Here is a 15,970-nt window from a genome sequence, read left to right as displayed (position 1 = left end):
AACGCCGTAGGCGTTATGCGCCCTACATCGCTGGCCGGGTGCCTGTAGGAGCGAGCTCGCTCGCGAACCGATGGATGCTCGGGCTGTTCGCGAGCAAGCTCGCTCCTACAAAAAACAGCTGCCATGGCGGATAACGCCGTAGGCGTTATGCGCCCTACATCGCTGGCCGGGTGCCTGTAGGAGCGAGCTCGCTCGCGAACCGATGGATGCTCGGGCTGTTCGCGAGCAAGCTCGCTCCTACAAAAAACAGCTGCCATGGCGGATAACGCCGTAGGCGTTATGCGCCCTACATCGCTGGCCGGGTGCCTGTAGGAGCGAGCTTGCTCGCGAACCGATGGGCGCTTGGGCTGTTCGCGAGCAAGCTCGCTCCTACGAAGAGCCGGCACGGTGCGAGGCAGAGCACTCCTGTAGGAGCGGACTTCGTCCGCGATGGGGCGCAGTGCAGGGGCTGATCGCGGACGGAGCCCGCTCCTGCGACAAGCGTGTTCGGCACGACGCATCAGATCGTCCCCCGGCGTGGCGGCAGCTTGCCGTTGAGGTAGTAGTTGCCCACCGCGAAGTACTTCCAGCGCGCCGGGTCGTGCAGGGTGTGCACGCGGGCGTTGCGCCAGTGGCGATCCAGGCCCAGTTCGGCGAGGCTGGCGCGGCTGCCGCCCAGTTCGATCAGCTTGCTGCCGGCGAGCAGCGAGACTTCGGTGGTAATGGCGCGCGCCTCGGCCACGGCGATGGAGGCGGCGGCAACGCTTTCGGCAGTCGGCTCGGCGGTGGCTGCGTCGAGCACTCGGCCGGAGCGATCCAGCAGTGCTTCGGCGGCATGCAGGCGGATCGCCAGGCGGCCCACCTCGTTGATCGCCAGCGGATCGTCGCTGGCCTTGTCGACGCCGGAATCGATCCACGGCCGTGCCTTCTCGCGCAGGAAGGTCAGCGTGTCTTCATAGGCGCCGCGAGCGATGCCGACATCGATGGCCGCGTGCAGAATCTGCGCATACGGGCCAACGGTGGTCGGGCGCTCGAAGGCAGCCTGGAACGAGACGATGTCGTCCTCACTGACCTGAGCGCCATCGAACACCACGCTGCCGCTGCCGGTGGTGCGCTGGCCGAAGCCGGACCAGTCGTCGATGATCTCGACGCCTGGAGTGTCGCGCGGGATGAAAGCGAACTGTTGCAGGCCATCGTCATCGATCACCAGTGTGGGAATGCGTTGCGCGTAGAGCGCGCCGGTGCAGTAGAACTTGCGGCCGTGAATGCGCAGTCGGCCGTCCTCGCGCTTGAGGCGCGTGGTGCGGTCATGGGCGGTACGGGTGCCGATCTCTGCCAGCGCGTTGCCGAAGCGCACGCCGGCCAGCACCTCGGCAAACAGGCGGGCTTTCTGCTCGTCGTTAGCATTCACCCGCAACAGTTCGACAGCGTAGAAATGATTCTGCGGAATCTGCCCCAGCGAGCCGTCGGCGGCGGAGATGATGGCGATCACCCGCGCCACGGTCACGCGGGAGACGCCCGCGCCGCCATACTCGCGCGGCACGGTGATGCCCCACAGGCCGGAGCGGCTGAAACGCTCCAGTTCGTCGATGGGCAAGCGCCGCTCGCGGTCACGGACGATAGCGCCCTCGCGGAAGTCGGCAGCCAGGGCGCGGGCGACGTCGAGGGCTTCGTCGTCGCTGCGGATGATATGGACGGGGTTTGCCAGTTCTGGGGTGGTCAATACGAGACTGTTCATCGGCGCTCCTCAGATCCAGGAATGACGCGCGGGGCGGGCGCCGTTGAGGTGGTAGGCGCCGACTGCCTGGACCTTCCAGCGCACCGGGTCGTGCAGGGTGTGCACGCGGGCGTTGCGCCAATGGCGGTCGAGGTTGAATTCGGCGAGGGTGGCGCGGCTGCCGGCCAGCTCGAAGAGCTTTTCGCTGGCGGCCAGGCTGATCTCGGTGGTCAGCACCTTGGCCTCAGCCACGGCGATGGAAGCACGGGCCGCAGACTCGTCGTCGACGGGCCGCGCGCTGACTTCGTCGAGCACATGGCCGGCACGCTCCAGCAGCGCTTCGGCGGCGTGCAGTTCGACTTGCAGGCGGCCGATCTCTAAGAGGGTGAAGGGCTCTTCGCTGGCGTGCTCGACGTTGGCATCGATGAACGGACGGGTGCGCGTGCGGATGAAGTCGACGGCATCTTCCAGGGCATTCGCCGCGATGCCCGCATCGATGGCGGCCTGGATCAGTTGCGAAACGGCACCCTGAATGTTGGGCACGTCGGCCAGGCGACCGTTGTGGATCACCAAGGAGCCTGCGACGGGGGCATCGTCCAGCAGCACGGTGCCGCTGGCGGTGGTGCGCTGACCGAAGCCGGACCAGTCGTCGACAATGCGCAGACCTTCCACGCCGCGCTCAACGAAGCCCATGACTGCGCGACCTTCCTCGTCGATAGCCTTCACCGCGACCCAATGAGCGAACAGCGCGCCGGTGGAATAGAACTTCTCGCCGCTGACGCGGAAGTGTTCGCCGTTGCGAACCAGACGTGCCTTGAGTTCGAGGGTGTTTCTGGTATTACGCTCGGGCCCGGCATTGCCGATGCGCCGGCCGTTGAGCACGCCGCCGAATAGCACGCGCTTCTGCGCGTCGTTGGCGACGTTGTCGATCACGTTGAGCAGGCCGAACTGGTTCTGCGGAATCTGCCCCAGTGCCGGGTCGGCGGCGCAGATTACGCGGAAGACTTCGGCCACGGTGGCGTAGGAGACCTGCGCACCGCCGTACTCGCGGGGGACGCTGATGCCGCCCAGGCCCAGGGCGGTGAAATGTTCCAGCTCGCGCCAGGGCAGCGCGCGCTCGCGGTCGCGGGCGGCGGCGCCGGGTTTCGCCAGGCGGGCCACTTCGTGGGCGGCTTCGATGGCCTGGGCGTCGTTGTCGATGCGGCGCGCCGGGAGTTGCCGGGGCGCCTGGTCACGAAGGTCCTTGGGTGCGGATTCGTTGGTCATGCATTGCCTTCTTGTGGCTGAAGTTACGACGTGGGTGGTCCCTCACCGCACGGGCTTTTCGTAGGAGCGAGCTTGCTCGCGAACGAACCCCGCTGCGGGGCGAAAGGTTCGCGAGCAAGCTCGCTCCTACAGGGGGCGGCGCTTAGAACGCCGGCGCAATCTCGCCCTTGTAGCGGGTCAGGATGAACTGGCGGACTTCCGGCGAATTCAGCACCTTGGCCAGCTTCTGGATGCCCGGGTCCTGGATGTTGTCCGGGCGGGCGACGAGGAACTCGGCGTAGAGGTCCTTGCCCTTCTCCACGATCAGCGCGCTCTTGGTGTCGATGCCGGCTTCCAGCGCGTAGTTGGCGAAGATGAAGGCCAGGTCCACCTGCTTCACCGCGCGGGCCAGCAGGGCGCCTTCCAGCTCACGGATCTTCAGGTGCTTGGGGTTATCGGTGATGTCGCGCTGGGTGGACTGCGGATTGCTCGGGTCCTTGAGCTTGATCAGGCCGCTCTCGGCCAGCAGCACCAGGGCGCGGCCGGTGTTCACCGGGTCGTTGGGGATGGCCACGCTGGCGCCATCGGGCAGCTCGGCGAGGGACTTGTACTTGGTGGAGTAGGCGCCGAAGGGCTCGATGTGGATGCCCACCACCGGCACCAGGTCGGTGTGGCGGGTCTTGTTGAAGTCATCGAGGAACGGACGGTACTGGTAGTAGTTGGCGTCGAGGTTCTTCTGCGCGAGCTGCAGGTTGGGCTGGATGAAGTCGGTGAAGACCTTGATGTCCAGGTCGACGCCTTCCTTGGCCAGTTCCGGTTTGACGAATTCGAGGATCTCGGCGTGGGGCACCGGGGTGGCGCCGACAACGAGTTTCTCCCCCGCTTGAGCGGAGAAGGCGACGACGGCCGCCAGAATGGCGATGGCCTTTTTCATGGGTGTTGCTCCTGGGCAGTAGTGGGTGGGCCGTCGTGGTGTGGACGTGGGGCCTTGATGGCAGCGGGCCCGGCTGCCGGCGGGTGGATCGGGATGCCGCTCCCGGATGGGGAGTGGGCGGGGAATTCAGCGCCGGGTGTAGCGCACTACAAGCCGGTCGCCGCTCATCTGCAGGGCCTGCACCAGCAGGATCAGCAGGGCGACGGTGATGATCATCACGTCGGTCTGGAAGCGCTGGTAACCGAAGCGGATGGCCAGGTCGCCGAGGCCGCCGCCGCCGATCACGCCGGACATCGCGGTGTAGTCCACGAGCACGATGGCGGTGACGGTCACGGCGGCGATCAGCCCGGTGCGCGCTTCTGGCAGCAGGGTGTGCCAGATGATCTGCCAGGTGCTGGCGCCCATCGCCTGGGTGGCTTCGACCAGGCCGCGGTCGACTTCGCGCAGGGCGGTTTCCACCAGGCGGGCGAAGAACGGCGTGCAGCCCACCACCAGCGGCGGGATGGCGCCGGCGACGCCCAGCGAGGTGCCGGTGATCAGCGTGGTCACTGGTATCAGCACGATCAGCAGGATGATGAATGGCAGCGAGCGCAGCATGTTCACCACCACCGAGAGCGCGCGGTACAGGCCCGGCCTGGCATGCAGTTGGCGCTTGCCGGTGAGGTACAGCAGCACGCCCAGCGGCAGGCCCAGCAGCACGGTGAAGGCGAGCGCGCCGCCGAGCATGGCCAGGGTGTCCAGGCAGGCCTGGGCGAGGTCGTGCCAGTCGAGGTTGCGGAACCAGCCGTCCATCATTCGCGGCCCCTGCGTAGCTTGGCAGCGCGGTGCGAGGCGCCGAGGCGGTCGCCCTGGCCGAACAGCTTGTTGCGTAGCGTGCCCTGTTCGTACTCGCGCTTGAACAGGCCGCGTGCCTGCAGTTCCGGCACCAGCAGGTCGACGATGTCGACGAAGGTCTCCGGGGCCACCAGGCTGGAGAGGTTGAAGCCGTCCACGTCGGTTTCCTCGACCCAGGCCTGCAGCTGGTCTGCCACAGTCTGCGGCGAGCCCACCAGCAGCGGGCCGTCACCACCCAGGGCGCAGTAGTCGGCTATCTCGGCCGCAGTCCACTGGCGCTGTGGGTCGGCAGCGCTGAATGCGTCCACCGCGGACTGGATGGCGTCACTCTGTACGTGGCGCAACACCTGGTCCGGTGCGTACTCGCCGAAGTCGATGCCGGTCCAGCCGGAGACCAGTGCCAGCGCGCCTTCGCGGTCGCTGTACTGGCGGTAGTCTTCCAGCTTGGCCAAGGCTTGTGCGTCAGTGGGTGCGACGATCACCGTGAGCTGGTTCAGCACCAGCACGTCGCTGGCCTGGCGGCCCGCCTCCACGGCGAGCCGACGCAGGTCGGCCACCTGGTCGCGGAGGATATTCTTCGTCGGTGCGGCGACGAATACGCACTCGGCATTGCCGGCGGCGAAAGCCTTGCCGCGACTCGACGCACCGGCCTGGTAGAGCACCGGGGTGCGCTGCGGCGATGGCTGGCTGAGGTGGAAGCCGGGCACCTCGAAGTGCTCGCCCTTGTGCTCGATGGGGTGCACCTTGCGCGGGTCGGCATAGACGCCGCTCTGGCGGTCGGCGACCACCGCGTCATCGTCCCAGCTGGCTTCCCAGAGCTTGTAGCAGACCTCCAGGTATTCCTCGGCCAGGGCGTAGCGCTGCTGGTGGTTGAGCTGCTGCTTCAGCCCCAGGTTGCGCGCGCCGCTGTTCAAGTAGGAGGTGACGATGTTCCAGCCGGCGCGGCCACGGGTCAGGTGGTCCAGCGTGGAGAGGCGCCGGGCGAAGGGGAACGGGTGCTCGAAGGACACCGAGGCGGTGATGCCGAAGCCCAGGTGCTCGGTGGCCGCCGCCATGGCCGGGACGATCTGCAACGGATCGTTGGCTGGCACCTGCGCGCCAGCGGACAGCGCGGCGTCGGCGTTGCCGTGGTAGACGTCGTAGACGCCCAGCACATCGGCGAGGAACAGGCCGTCGATCTTGCCGCGTTCGAGGGTTTTCGCCAGTTCGATCCAGTAATGGATGTCGGTGTAGCGCGCCGCCTGCTGGTCGCGCGGGTGGCGCCACAGGCCGGGCGAGAGGTGCCCGACACAGTTCATGGCGAAGGCGTTGAGACGGATCTGCTTGCTCATCGCGCGTCCTCAGTTCCAGTCGTGGCGCGGCGGGCGCTTGTCATTGAGCAGCCAGTTGCCGACCAGGTGGTACTTCCAGCGCACCGGGTCGTGCAGGGTGTGCACGCGGGCGTTGCGCCAGTGGCGGTCGAAGCCGTGGCGGGCGAGGGTGGAGCGGGTGCCGCCCAGTTCGAACAGCTTGTTGGTAGCGTCGATGGCGACTTCGGTGGTCAGCACCTTGGCCTTGGCCACGGCGACCGAGGCGCGAGCGACGTTGTCTTCGTCGGGCGCCGGGCGGGCGGCGTCCATCACCTTGCCGGCGCGCTCCAGCAGCGCGTCGGCGGCTTCGATGCGGATGCCCAACTCACCGACCTGGATGATGGTCAGCGGGTCTTCGCTGGCCTTCTCCACGCCGGCGTCGATCCACGGGCGCGCCTGCTCGCGGACGAAGGCGATGGTGTCGCGAAGCGCAGCGCGGGCGATGCCGGCGTCAATGGCGGCGGTGGTGATCTGGGCGAACGGGCCGGCCAGGGTCGGCACGTCGTAGGAGCGGTGCGTGGGGAATACGTTGAACGCCGGCACGCGCAGGCCTTCCACCAGCACGGTGCCGCTGGAGGTGGTGCGCTGGCCGATGCTGGCCCAGTCGTCGACGATCACCAGCCCCGGCGTACCGCGCGGGACGAAGGCCAGCTGGGCGTTGTTCTGCTCATCCAGGCCGAGTACGCCGATCCAGTGGGCGTAGAGCGAGCCGGTGCAGTAGCCCTTGCGGCCATCGATGACCACATTGTCGCCGTCGTGGCGCAGGCGGGTCTGGATATCCTGGACGTTCTTGCCGCCGGTTTCCGAGAGGGCGTTGGCGAAGCGGTTGCCCTTGAGTGCGAGGTTGAAGAAGAAGCGCTTCTGCTCGTCGCTGCCCTGCAGGCGGATGTCTTCCAGCAGGCAGTAGTGGTTCTGCGGAATCTGCCCCAGCGATGGGTCGGCGGCGGAGACAATGGCGATCACTTCGGCGAGGGTGGCGTAGGACACCTCGGCGCCGCCGAACTCGCGCGGCACGGTGATGCCCCACAGGCCGCTGTTGGAGTAGACCTCGACGACCTCGGGCGGGACTTCGCGATTGCGGTCGCGCTCCGCGGCGCCTTCGAGCAGGAAGGCGGCGACCTTGTGGGCGACTTCGATGGCCTCGGCGTCGGAGGCGATTACCTGGGCGTTCGGCTCACGGACGTCGTAGTGGGCGGATTCGGGGAGTTGGGACATGGCAGTACAGCGACCTCGGGGCAGATGAATCGGCCCGGTGTTCGGGCCTGTCTGTTCAGGTCATTGCACAAGCTGTGCCGGAAATTTAAATCCTTTTAAATCAATGGCTTGATAGTTTTGCCCAACAGTTGCGGCGCTGGGCAAACAGCAAAGTGTTGGCTGGGTGTTGCTGTAGCAACAGTGTTGGAGCAGGGCCGTAATCGACAGGTCATGGATGGTCCGGCGGGTTCGCGAGCAAGCGCGCTCCTACGAAGAGCGCGCCATGGCTGACTTGTTGGAGCAAGCTTGCTCGCGAACCACACGGTTCGGCGGTTTTTGCAGACAGACTTTGTTCCCGCAGGTGACCCGGCGATCTCAGGCCTGCTCCTGACAAACATCGATCCAGTCCGCCGCCACCAGCTCCGCCATGCGCTGCGGCCCGATCCTCACTGCACTGTGCACCGCGCCGGCCGCTGGCAGCACTTCGTCGAAAGCCTGCAGCGACACATCGCAATACACCGGCAGCGGTGTCGCCAGGCCGAACGGACAGACGCCGCCCACCGGATGACCGGTCAGCGCCACCACGTCCTCGGCGCCGAGCATCTTGGCCTTGCCGCCGAAGGCTTCCTTGAGCTTGCGGTTGTCCAGTCGCGCGTCGCCACGCGCCACCACCAGTACGGTGCGCTCGCCGACGCGCAGGGACAGCGTCTTGGCGATGCGGCCCGGCTCGACGCCGTGGGCCTCGGCGGCCAGGGCGACAGTGGCGGTGCTGGTTTCCAGCTCGATGATGGCGATGTCGGGGGCCTTTTCGGCGAAGAAGGCGCGAACCGATTCCAGGCTCATGGGGGAATGCTCCGTATCGTGCGAAAAGGCCTGAATCTAGGGAGCCCGGCCTCGTCTGTCCAGACCGGAAGGGCTAGCGGCCGTGGATGAGCAGGGTCTCGATGTCGGGCACGTGCAGCGCCTGTTCCGCGTTGACCAGCGCCAGTCGCGCGGCAAACACGCGCAATTCCCGATCGGCGGCATGCACGGCGCGAGTCAGCTCGCTCAGTGGCACTGTGACCGAATGCAGCGGTGGTGGCGGGGCGAAGACTTCGCCTGGCCCGTTGAAGTCGAAACTGGCGGACTGGTTCTGCTGGCTGATATCCGGCGAAGGGTGGCCGCTGTACAGGTAGGCGCCTTTGCCGGCGGCGATGCGCTTCCAGCTTTGCAGATCGCCCAGGTCGCTGCAGCACTGCGGGAACAGAACGTCGAGGTTGCCCACCCGCAGCACATAGCCGCCGGGTAGGGGGGGAACCTGTTGCCAGTCCGCCGAGCCCGTCAGCCCTTCGTCGCAGTGCAGCCGGATCAGCCGGGAGATGTCCGCATCACTCAGGTCGGCAATGCGATGGAACGCACTGCCCGGCAGGTAGGGCCTGAGGCGCGGGCTGAAGCCGTTGGCCCGCAGGTTGCGCTCATGGTATGCCCGCCAGCTTGCCACGTGCTCCCAGTACGGCCCCCCGGATGGCAGCGGAACGGAGTCGACCAGGTAGAACAGTTCGATGACGGGAATGAGCTGGACCTGCATGGGGGCGCCCGGAGATTGCTGAGCGGCACGTTCTAAAGATGCTGGCCTCGTCCGTCCATAGCGAAATTTCCGATATCGCCGGCCCTCCGTGTCCCGACCACCTATGCTCAAAGCCCCCGTAACCCCGCTCGGAATTTTTTTTCGTGGCCTGTCGATCTGCGGTCACGCCCATCGACTACTAGTCAGGAACCGGTAGCCACCGGCCGCCACGCTGGCAATTACAAGAGAATGACAAGAGGAGAAAGACCATGCGTTTCATGGTGATCGTCAAAGCCACCGCCGACTCCGAAGCCGGTGTGATGCCCAAGCAAGAGCTGCTCGCCGCCATGGGGGCCTACAACGAGGAGTTGGTGAAGGCCGGTGTGATGCTGGCCGGCGAGGGGCTGCATCCCAGCGTGAGGGGCGCGCGGGTGCGCTTCGATGGCGCGTCGCGGCAGGTGATCGACGGCCCGTTCGCCGAGACCAAGGAGCTGATCGCCGGCTTCTGGATTATGCAGACCGCGTCGCTGCAGGAGTGCATTGACTGGGTCAAGCGCTCCCCCAACCCGTTCGACGGCGAGTCCGAGATCGAGATCCGGCAGATTTTCGAGGCCGAGGACTTTGGCGCCGAATTCACCCCTGAACTGCGCGAACAGGAAGACCGCCTGCGCGCCGAAATCGCCAGCAAATCCTGAGCCTGGAGGATACCGCCATGTTGATGAATGCCTACCTGGTCTTCGACGGCAACTGCGAAGAAGCCTTCCGTTACTACGCCGAGGTGCTGCGTGCCGAGCTGCCGGCGCTGATGCGCTTCTCCGACGCACCGGGCTGCGAGGACATGCCCGAGGCGCTGAAGAACCGCGTCATCCATGTCCGCCTGGAAGTGGACGGTCACGTGCTGATGGGCTCGGACGCCTCTCCGCAATGCGGCCAGTACGAAGGGGTGAAGGGCGTGTCGATCACCCTTAATGTCGACAGCAAGGCCGAGGCCCGGCGCCTGTTCGATGCGCTGGGCAAGGGCGGCAAGATCACCATGCCGCTGGAGCAGACCTTCTGGGCCGAATTGTTCGGCGCTGTGGAAGATCGCTTCGGGGTGCCGTGGATGATCAATTGCGAGAAGGAAGGTTAGGCGCGCCGTCGAGACAATCGCGGACGAAGTCCGCTCCTACGGGAAATGCCAACACTGGCGTAGGAGCGGACTTTGTCCGCGATCGCTTCATTCCTGCGCGATCCCACCCGCGGCGCGGAACCGCTCCGGCGTCGTCCCGGTGAAGCGCTGGAAAGCCCGGTGAAAGCTGGTGACGTGCTCATAGCCGAGCAGGAAGGCTATCTCCTGCAAGGCCATCCGGCTGGCCAGCAGATAGCGCTGGGCCAGCGCCATCCGAACTTCCAGCACGATTCCCTTGAAGGTCAGCCCGTGGTCGCGCAGCCGGCGTTGCAGTGTATGCGGCGGCAGGCGCAGCCAGGCGGCGGTCTGCTCCAGGTCCGGCAGTGGGATGCGCGCATTCTGCAGCAGGTAGTAGCGCACATCGTCCGGCAGCGCCTGGCCGCGTTCGAAGCTGGCCAGGGTCGCCGCGCCCTGCGCCTGGCACAGCCGGCTTACCGATGGGTTGGCGGTGGAGAAGGGCTGGTCATGGAATGCCTTCGGCATCCACAGCTCAGCCTGCCCGGCATTGAAGTGGCAGGGGCCGGGGAAGAGTTCGCCATACAAGGCCGCATGAGCGGGTGGCGGGTAGGGCAGGCGCAACTGCATGCCGGTGCAGCGCTCAAGGTCCGGCAGGCGCTGACACAGCCAGCGCCAGGTGCTGCTCAGCCATTCCTCGCAGAGGGCGATGCGTTCCACCTCGCCGAAGGGTGGCAACTGCAGCGTCAGGCGGATGTGCTCGCCGACTTCCTCGCGGTGGGTGTGGATCGGATGCGGCATCAGGCTCGACGGCTGGCCGAGGGAGATGTCCCAGGAGCGCCGCAGGTTGGCCGCGCTGATCAGCGCGTAGCCGATCACCCCCAGGTCATAGAGGTTGTAGCGCTGGCCCAGGCGCAGGAAAAAGTCACTCGGGCCGAGCAGCCCGGCGGCCTGCTGCAGCAGGCGGTAGTAACGCGCGAAGTTCATCTCGGCGGCCGCCGCCTCACCGCTCACTGGCAGGCCGAGCCCTCCTAGCAGGGGCGCCAGAGCCGGCAATGCGGTGCGGGCACGCCACTCGTCGAGGAAGTGGCGGAACAGCTGTCGGGCGGCGTAATCGATGTCGAAGGAAGCGGTGGGCATTCGCGCTTTCAACCTGTCGTCTAATGCTAGCGAGTTGTTATTTTCTGCTAGTCAATGACTGAAAGTCGAGCCCTATACTGCCTCCACGGACAAGAACAACAAGGGCTTCCCATGACCGCTCCGGATCGCTTCCGCTCCTCCAATTCCCCCACCGGCCGCTTCGCGGAGCTGCTGCTGCACAATAGCCATTTCTATACCCTCGACCCTGCCCAGCCCTGGGCCGAGGCCGTGGCCATCCGCGATGGCCGGCTGCTGGCGGTGGGCCGGCGCGAGGACATGGAGCACCTGATCGGCCCGGATACCCTGGTACGCGACCTCGAAGGCGCGTTCTGCATGCCCGGCCTGCACGACATGCATACCCATCCGGACCTGGCGCTGAACCCGCGCTATGCCGACGACCTCGATGTCGGCATCGAGGACCCGACCCCGGAGCAACTGGCCAAGGCGATCCGCGACTATGCCGACACCCACCCCGGTGATGGCTGGGTCTACGGCCAGTACTGGGTGCGCTACACCTTCCGTGAGGCCGGGCTGAAGCCGGGCCGCGAGTGGCTCGATTCGGTGATGCCAGACCGGCCCGTGGCGCTGCTCGATCGCATGTGGGGCACCATGATGGTCAACTCCCGTGCCTTGCAACTGGCCGGTATCGACGCCAGCACCGCCGACCCGCGCAACGGCTACCTGGAGCGCGACGAGCTGACCGGCGAGCCCAACGGCCTGCTGATCGACGGTGCCTACGCGCTGATCCACGCCGCCATGCCGCCGACCCCGGCCAAGGTGCTGCGCCAGTCCTACCGCGAAGGGGTGCACTTCCAGAGCTCGCGCGGCGTCACTGCGGCCAAGTACCTGCACGTCTGCGAGAACCGCCTGGACGCCCTCAAGTACCTCGACGACGCCGGGCAACTGACCCTGCGCGTGGAAGCGGCGATCAGTTGGCAGGACGACATCTTCCCGGTGCGTCGCCGCTGGGAGCTGCTGGCTGGCGAGCGCCACTATTACCGTAGTGCGCGGCTGTCGGCGAATGCGGTGAAATTCCACTTCGACGGTACCGTCGAGCCGCGTTCCTCCTTCCTTATTACGCCCTGGCCGGGCGAGGACGCCTGGCGTGGCAAACTCAACCTGACGCCCGAGCACATCACCGACATGGTGGTGGACATGGACCGCCGCGGTATCCGCGTCATCGCCCACTGCACCGGCGATGCGGCGTCCGATGTGTTCCTCGACGCAGTGGCCGAAGCGCGTCGGCGCAATGGCTTCAGCGGCGTACGCCACCAGTGTGCGCACAGCACCATCCTGCATCCGGGCAACCTCAAGCGCTTCCGCGAACTGGACGTGATCGCCGAGTTCTCCCCGGCAGCCTGGTACCCGACACCTTTCGCCAGCGGCGCGCGTTCGGGCTACGGCACGGATCGCCTGAAGCGTATCTATGACTTCAAGGGCGTGCTGGCTGCCGGCGGCATCGCGGTATTCGGCACCGACTGGCCGGTGGCGTCCATCGACCCCTGGCTGGCGCTGGAAACCCTGGTGACCCGGCAGAACCCCTGGAACGACGATCCGGCCTGCTTTGGCGAGCCGATCAGCCTGGAGCAGGCAATCCGCGTGGCGACGCTCAATGGCGCCTACGCCATGGGCCTGGAGCAGCTCACCGGCAGCCTGGAGGTGGGCAAGTCGGCGGACTTCATCGTGCTCGATCGCAACCTCTTCGAGCAGCCGGCGCGCAACTTCATCCACCGCACCGAAGTGCAGCTGACCTTCGTCGAAGGCCGCCCGGTCTACGACCGCCTCGGCCAGTTCAGCGATACCGCCCTGGCGGCGGTATGGCAGGGTGAGCCGCCGCGCATCGAAGGTGTCAACGCATGAGCGCCGCGAGCATCCCGGTGACGGTGGTTGCCGGCTTCCTCGGCGCCGGCAAGACCACCCTGCTGCGCAACCTGCTGGAGCGCTGCGAGGGGCGGCGCCTGGCGGTGATCGTCAACGACTTCGGCGAACTGAACATCGACGCCGGCATGATCGCCGAGCAGACCGAAGCGGTGTACAGCCTGGAGAATGGCTGCATCTGCTGCAGCGTGCAGGACGATCTGCTGGCGCAACTGGAGCGGTTGGCGAACCTGCACCCGCCGCTGGAACAGGTGGTGATCGAGTGCAGCGGGGTGTCCGACCCGCAGCGCATTGTGCAGACGCTGGGTTACCCGAAACTGCGCCGGCGTCTGCATCTGGACGCTGTTCTGACCGTCGTCGACGCTGCCCGCCGTGAACCGCTCGAAGGCGAGTACGCCCGGTTGGAGCGCATGCAGGCTGCAGCGGCCGACCTGCTGCTGTTGAACAAGTGCGACCTGCTGGATGCCAACGAGCTTGCCGGCCAGCGCGAACGCTTCGGTCGCGGCGCGCGGGTGCTGGAAACCATCCAGGCGCAGATTCCCGATGAACTGTTGCTGGGTGAACCGTCGCGCAAGTTGCGGCCCCATGGGCAGGAAGGCGTCGACCATGGCGAGCTGTTCGACAGTTGGAGCTGGCAGGGCGAGTCGAGCTTCGATGGCGCGCGGCTGAAGCACTGGCTGGAGACTTTGCCGCGCGGCCTGCTGCGCCTCAAGGGGCTGATTCGACTGGCCGGGCAGGACGAGACGGCCTGGCTGCAGTACGTGGGCGGGCGCTACCAATTGCGCCCGGCGACGGCGACCGAGGCGGCGCAGGGCTCGCGGCTGGTGTTCATCGCCGAGAAGGATGCGGGGTTGCGAGTGGAACTGGAGTCCGGACTCCGAAACTGCTTTATGTAGGAGCGAGCTTGCTCGCGAACATTTCCCCGGCTGCCGCGCCGTTGGGCGGTTCGCGAGCAAGCTCGCTCCTACAGGTCTGATCCGCTCCGGAGCGCGGGCAATAAAAAACCGGCCACCAGGGCCGGTTTTTCACGCAGCAGCCGAACTCAGCGGTATTCGCAGAGGTAGGCGGTGTCCTGGGCGACTTTCAGCTGGAACTTGCTGTTGGCCGGCACGGTGAAGTTGCTGCCGCCTTCGAAGGTTTCCCAGTTGTCGCTGCCGGGCAGCTTGACGGTCAGCGCGCCGGCGACGACGTGCATCACCTCCAGCTGGCTGGTGCCGAATTCGTATTCGCCGGGAGCCATCACGCCGATGGTGGCCGGGCCTGCGGTCATGTCGAAGGCGATGGATTTGACGGTGCCGTCGAAGTACTCGTTGACCTTGAACATGGGCTTCTCCTGCTAGAGGGGTGAAAAAGGGCCCGCCAGTATGCCCAAGGCCGCAGGCCCCGTCACTAGAGCGGCGCAGACGACCGTACGGTCAGCGAATGATGGACGGTTTCAGCCGGCGACGGGCAGGGTCAGTGGCAGCAGTCGGGCGGTGTTGCGAGCGTCTTCCAGGGCGCGGTGCGGCTGCCCCTGGAAGTGCAGGCCAGCCAGGTGCAGCGCGGCGTTCAAGCCCACCGGGCGCTTGAGCTGGCGGGCCTGGGCGAAGCGCTGCTTGAGGTTGACGTGGGGAACGCGGGAAAGGTGGCTGTCCAGGTGCTGGCGGCGCCACTCCAGTTCCAGTTGATGGCGGTCATAGTCGCCCCAGCTGGTCCAGCCGGCCAGGCGCGGGCTGTGCTGGGCGAGCCAGCGCTCGAATTGTGGCCAGACCTCGTGCAGGGGTGCGGCTGCATCGACATTGGCCTGGGTAATGTGGGTGAGTTCGCGGCAGAAGCTGGTCAGCAGCGGGCGTCGCTGCGGGCGGACGAAACGCTGGAAATGGTCCAGCTCGCGGCCGTCGGCCTCGGCCACCAGGCTCGCGCCGATCTCGATGATCTCCATTTCTTCGACCGGCCAGCCACCTTCCTCGGTGGTGGCTTCCAGGTCGATCACCAGCCAGTGGGGCATAGTCGGTGCTCGTGGTTGGGTTCGAAAGTTGGGTTCGAATCGAGTATGGAAGGCGTTTGCGGGACCGGCAAACCGCTGTGCTAGGCTGAGCGCCTTCTTCGGACAAGGGGACTGCGATGGCGAAAGTGGCATTCATCGGCCTGGGCGTAATGGGATACCCCATGGCCGGACATCTGGCGCGCGAAGGGCATGAGGTGTGTGTCTACAACCGCACTGCGAGCCGCGCCGTTCAGTGGGTCAAGCAGTTTGGCGGCCGCTCGGCCGATACCCCGCGGGAGGCCGCACAATGGGCGGACTTCGTGATGTGCTGCGTCGGCAATGACGACGACCTGCGCAGCGTGGTGCTGGGCGAAGACGGCGCGTTGGCCGGCATGCAGCCCGGCGCCGTGCTGGTGGACCACACCACCGCTTCGGCCGAAGTGGCGCGAGAGCTGGCGGTGGCAGCCGCCGAGCGCGAGCTGGGCTTCCTCGATGCGCCGGTCTCCGGCGGCCAGGCGGGCGCCGAGAATGGCGCGCTGACGGTGATGGTCGGCGGTGATGCGGACCTCTACGCCCGCGCCGAACCGGTGATCGCCACTTATTCGCGCATGGTGCGACGCATGGGGCCGGTGGGCAGCGGCCAACTGACCAAGATGGTCAACCAGATCTGTGTTGGTGGCTTGCTGCAGGGGCTTTCCGAGGCGCTGCACTTCGCCCAGAGCGCCGGCCTCGACGGCATGGCCGCGATGGAAGTGATCAGCAAGGGCGCCGCGCAATCCTGGCAGTTGGAAAATCGCCACCAGAGCATGCTGGAAGGCCGTTTCGACTTCGGCTTTGCCGTGGACTGGATGCGCAAGGACCTGGGGATCGTCCTCGACGAAGCACGCCGCAATGGCGCGCAGCTGCCGGTCACGGCGCTGGTGGACCAGTTCTACGCCGAGGTGCAGGCCGCTGGCGGCGGGCGCTGGGACACTTCCAGTCTGATCACCCGTCTTCAGGGCGCGTCCGAGTCCTGATCCCCATTCACTCCCGCAGGTGGCGCCATCGGTCGCAGAGATCGTCGTG

At 66.4% G+C, this 15,970-nt stretch carries 16 protein-coding genes; 5 read left to right on the top strand and 11 right to left on the bottom strand.

What is annotated here, in order from left to right; all coding sequences use genetic code 11:
• Positions 1-499: 499 nt before the first annotated feature.
• The 8 genes from AC2T4A_RS23070 to AC2T4A_RS23035 form a co-directional block, all read right to left on the bottom strand.
• Entirely contained in the window at positions 500-1,717 is a 1,218-nt protein-coding gene (locus tag AC2T4A_RS23070; RefSeq protein ID WP_486741895.1) for an SfnB family sulfur acquisition oxidoreductase, read from the bottom strand.
• 9 nt (positions 1,718-1,726) lie between these two features.
• Positions 1,727-2,962, bottom strand: coding sequence for an SfnB family sulfur acquisition oxidoreductase (locus AC2T4A_RS23065; protein WP_486741894.1), 1,236 nt, complete (start codon positions 2,960-2,962; stop codon positions 1,727-1,729).
• Between the two features lie 142 nt (positions 2,963-3,104).
• Complete coding sequence (locus tag AC2T4A_RS23060; protein WP_486741893.1) at positions 3,105-3,875, bottom strand: MetQ/NlpA family ABC transporter substrate-binding protein; 771 nt, start codon at positions 3,873-3,875, stop codon at positions 3,105-3,107.
• Between the two features lie 126 nt (positions 3,876-4,001).
• Positions 4,002-4,667 carry a methionine ABC transporter permease gene (locus tag AC2T4A_RS23055; RefSeq protein ID WP_081516688.1) on the bottom strand — a complete coding sequence of 222 codons (666 nt, stop codon included), beginning with the start codon at positions 4,665-4,667 and terminating at the stop codon, positions 4,002-4,004.
• The gene (locus tag AC2T4A_RS23050) at positions 4,667-6,040 is read right to left on the bottom strand and encodes an LLM class flavin-dependent oxidoreductase (protein ID WP_486741892.1); all 1,374 of its coding nucleotides are present in this window, start codon (positions 6,038-6,040) and stop codon (positions 4,667-4,669) included. Before AC2T4A_RS23050 ends, AC2T4A_RS23055 begins: the two co-directional genes overlap by 1 nt.
• 9 nt (positions 6,041-6,049) lie before the next feature.
• Positions 6,050-7,273, bottom strand: coding sequence for an SfnB family sulfur acquisition oxidoreductase (locus AC2T4A_RS23045; RefSeq protein WP_478379439.1), 1,224 nt, complete (start codon positions 7,271-7,273; stop codon positions 6,050-6,052).
• Between the two features lie 354 nt (positions 7,274-7,627).
• Positions 7,628-8,095 carry a YbaK/EbsC family protein gene (locus tag AC2T4A_RS23040; protein WP_416746999.1) on the bottom strand — a complete coding sequence of 156 codons (468 nt, stop codon included), beginning with the start codon at positions 8,093-8,095 and terminating at the stop codon, positions 7,628-7,630.
• Positions 8,096-8,168: 73 nt separating this feature from the next.
• On the bottom strand, positions 8,169-8,819 hold the full coding sequence (locus AC2T4A_RS23035; protein ID WP_486741891.1) for a hypothetical protein: 651 nt from the start codon (positions 8,817-8,819) through the stop codon (positions 8,169-8,171).
• Positions 8,820-9,067: 248 nt separating this feature from the next.
• Between AC2T4A_RS23035 and AC2T4A_RS23030 the strand changes: the two genes are divergently transcribed.
• Positions 9,068-9,493, top strand: a complete 426-nt coding sequence (locus AC2T4A_RS23030) for a YciI family protein (RefSeq protein WP_416747003.1) — start codon at positions 9,068-9,070, stop codon at positions 9,491-9,493.
• Positions 9,494-9,510: 17 nt separating this feature from the next.
• Positions 9,511-9,927, top strand: a complete 417-nt coding sequence (locus tag AC2T4A_RS23025) for a VOC family protein (protein WP_478379442.1) — start codon at positions 9,511-9,513, stop codon at positions 9,925-9,927.
• A gap of 87 nt (positions 9,928-10,014) precedes the next feature.
• Here AC2T4A_RS23025 and AC2T4A_RS23020 read toward each other — a convergent pair whose 3' ends face one another.
• Complete coding sequence (locus AC2T4A_RS23020) at positions 10,015-11,061, bottom strand: helix-turn-helix transcriptional regulator (protein WP_486741890.1); 1,047 nt, start codon at positions 11,059-11,061, stop codon at positions 10,015-10,017.
• Between the two features lie 111 nt (positions 11,062-11,172).
• Here AC2T4A_RS23020 and AC2T4A_RS23015 point away from each other — a divergent pair, with 111 nt between their 5' ends.
• Together AC2T4A_RS23015 and AC2T4A_RS23010 are read left to right on the top strand one after the other, a co-directional pair.
• Positions 11,173-12,921 (top strand): amidohydrolase, encoded by a 1,749-nt coding sequence (locus AC2T4A_RS23015; protein WP_486741889.1) that lies wholly within the window; start codon positions 11,173-11,175, stop codon positions 12,919-12,921.
• Positions 12,918-13,835 (top strand): CobW family GTP-binding protein, encoded by a 918-nt coding sequence (locus AC2T4A_RS23010; RefSeq protein WP_478379445.1) that lies wholly within the window; start codon positions 12,918-12,920, stop codon positions 13,833-13,835. Before AC2T4A_RS23015 ends, AC2T4A_RS23010 begins: the two co-directional genes overlap by 4 nt.
• A 146-nt stretch (positions 13,836-13,981) precedes the next feature.
• On the opposite strand, the gene ppnP is transcribed toward AC2T4A_RS23010, so the two are convergent.
• Together ppnP and AC2T4A_RS23000 are read right to left on the bottom strand one after the other, a co-directional pair.
• Positions 13,982-14,263 (bottom strand): pyrimidine/purine nucleoside phosphorylase, encoded by a 282-nt coding sequence (gene ppnP / locus AC2T4A_RS23005; RefSeq protein ID WP_088417293.1) that lies wholly within the window; start codon positions 14,261-14,263, stop codon positions 13,982-13,984.
• 111 nt (positions 14,264-14,374) lie between these two features.
• A complete protein-coding gene (locus AC2T4A_RS23000) occupies positions 14,375-14,926 on the bottom strand; it encodes a 3'-5' exonuclease (RefSeq protein ID WP_478379446.1) in 552 nt (183 codons plus the stop codon).
• 116 nt (positions 14,927-15,042) lie between these two features.
• Between AC2T4A_RS23000 and AC2T4A_RS22995 the strand changes: the two genes are divergently transcribed.
• Complete coding sequence (locus AC2T4A_RS22995; RefSeq protein ID WP_486741888.1) at positions 15,043-15,921, top strand: NAD(P)-dependent oxidoreductase; 879 nt, start codon at positions 15,043-15,045, stop codon at positions 15,919-15,921.
• The last annotated feature ends 49 nt before the right edge of the window (positions 15,922-15,970 follow it).

This window comes from Pseudomonas sp. PVC-3-1, from assembly GCF_057444315.1.
This window is presented reverse-complemented; position numbering and strand designations above follow the sequence as displayed.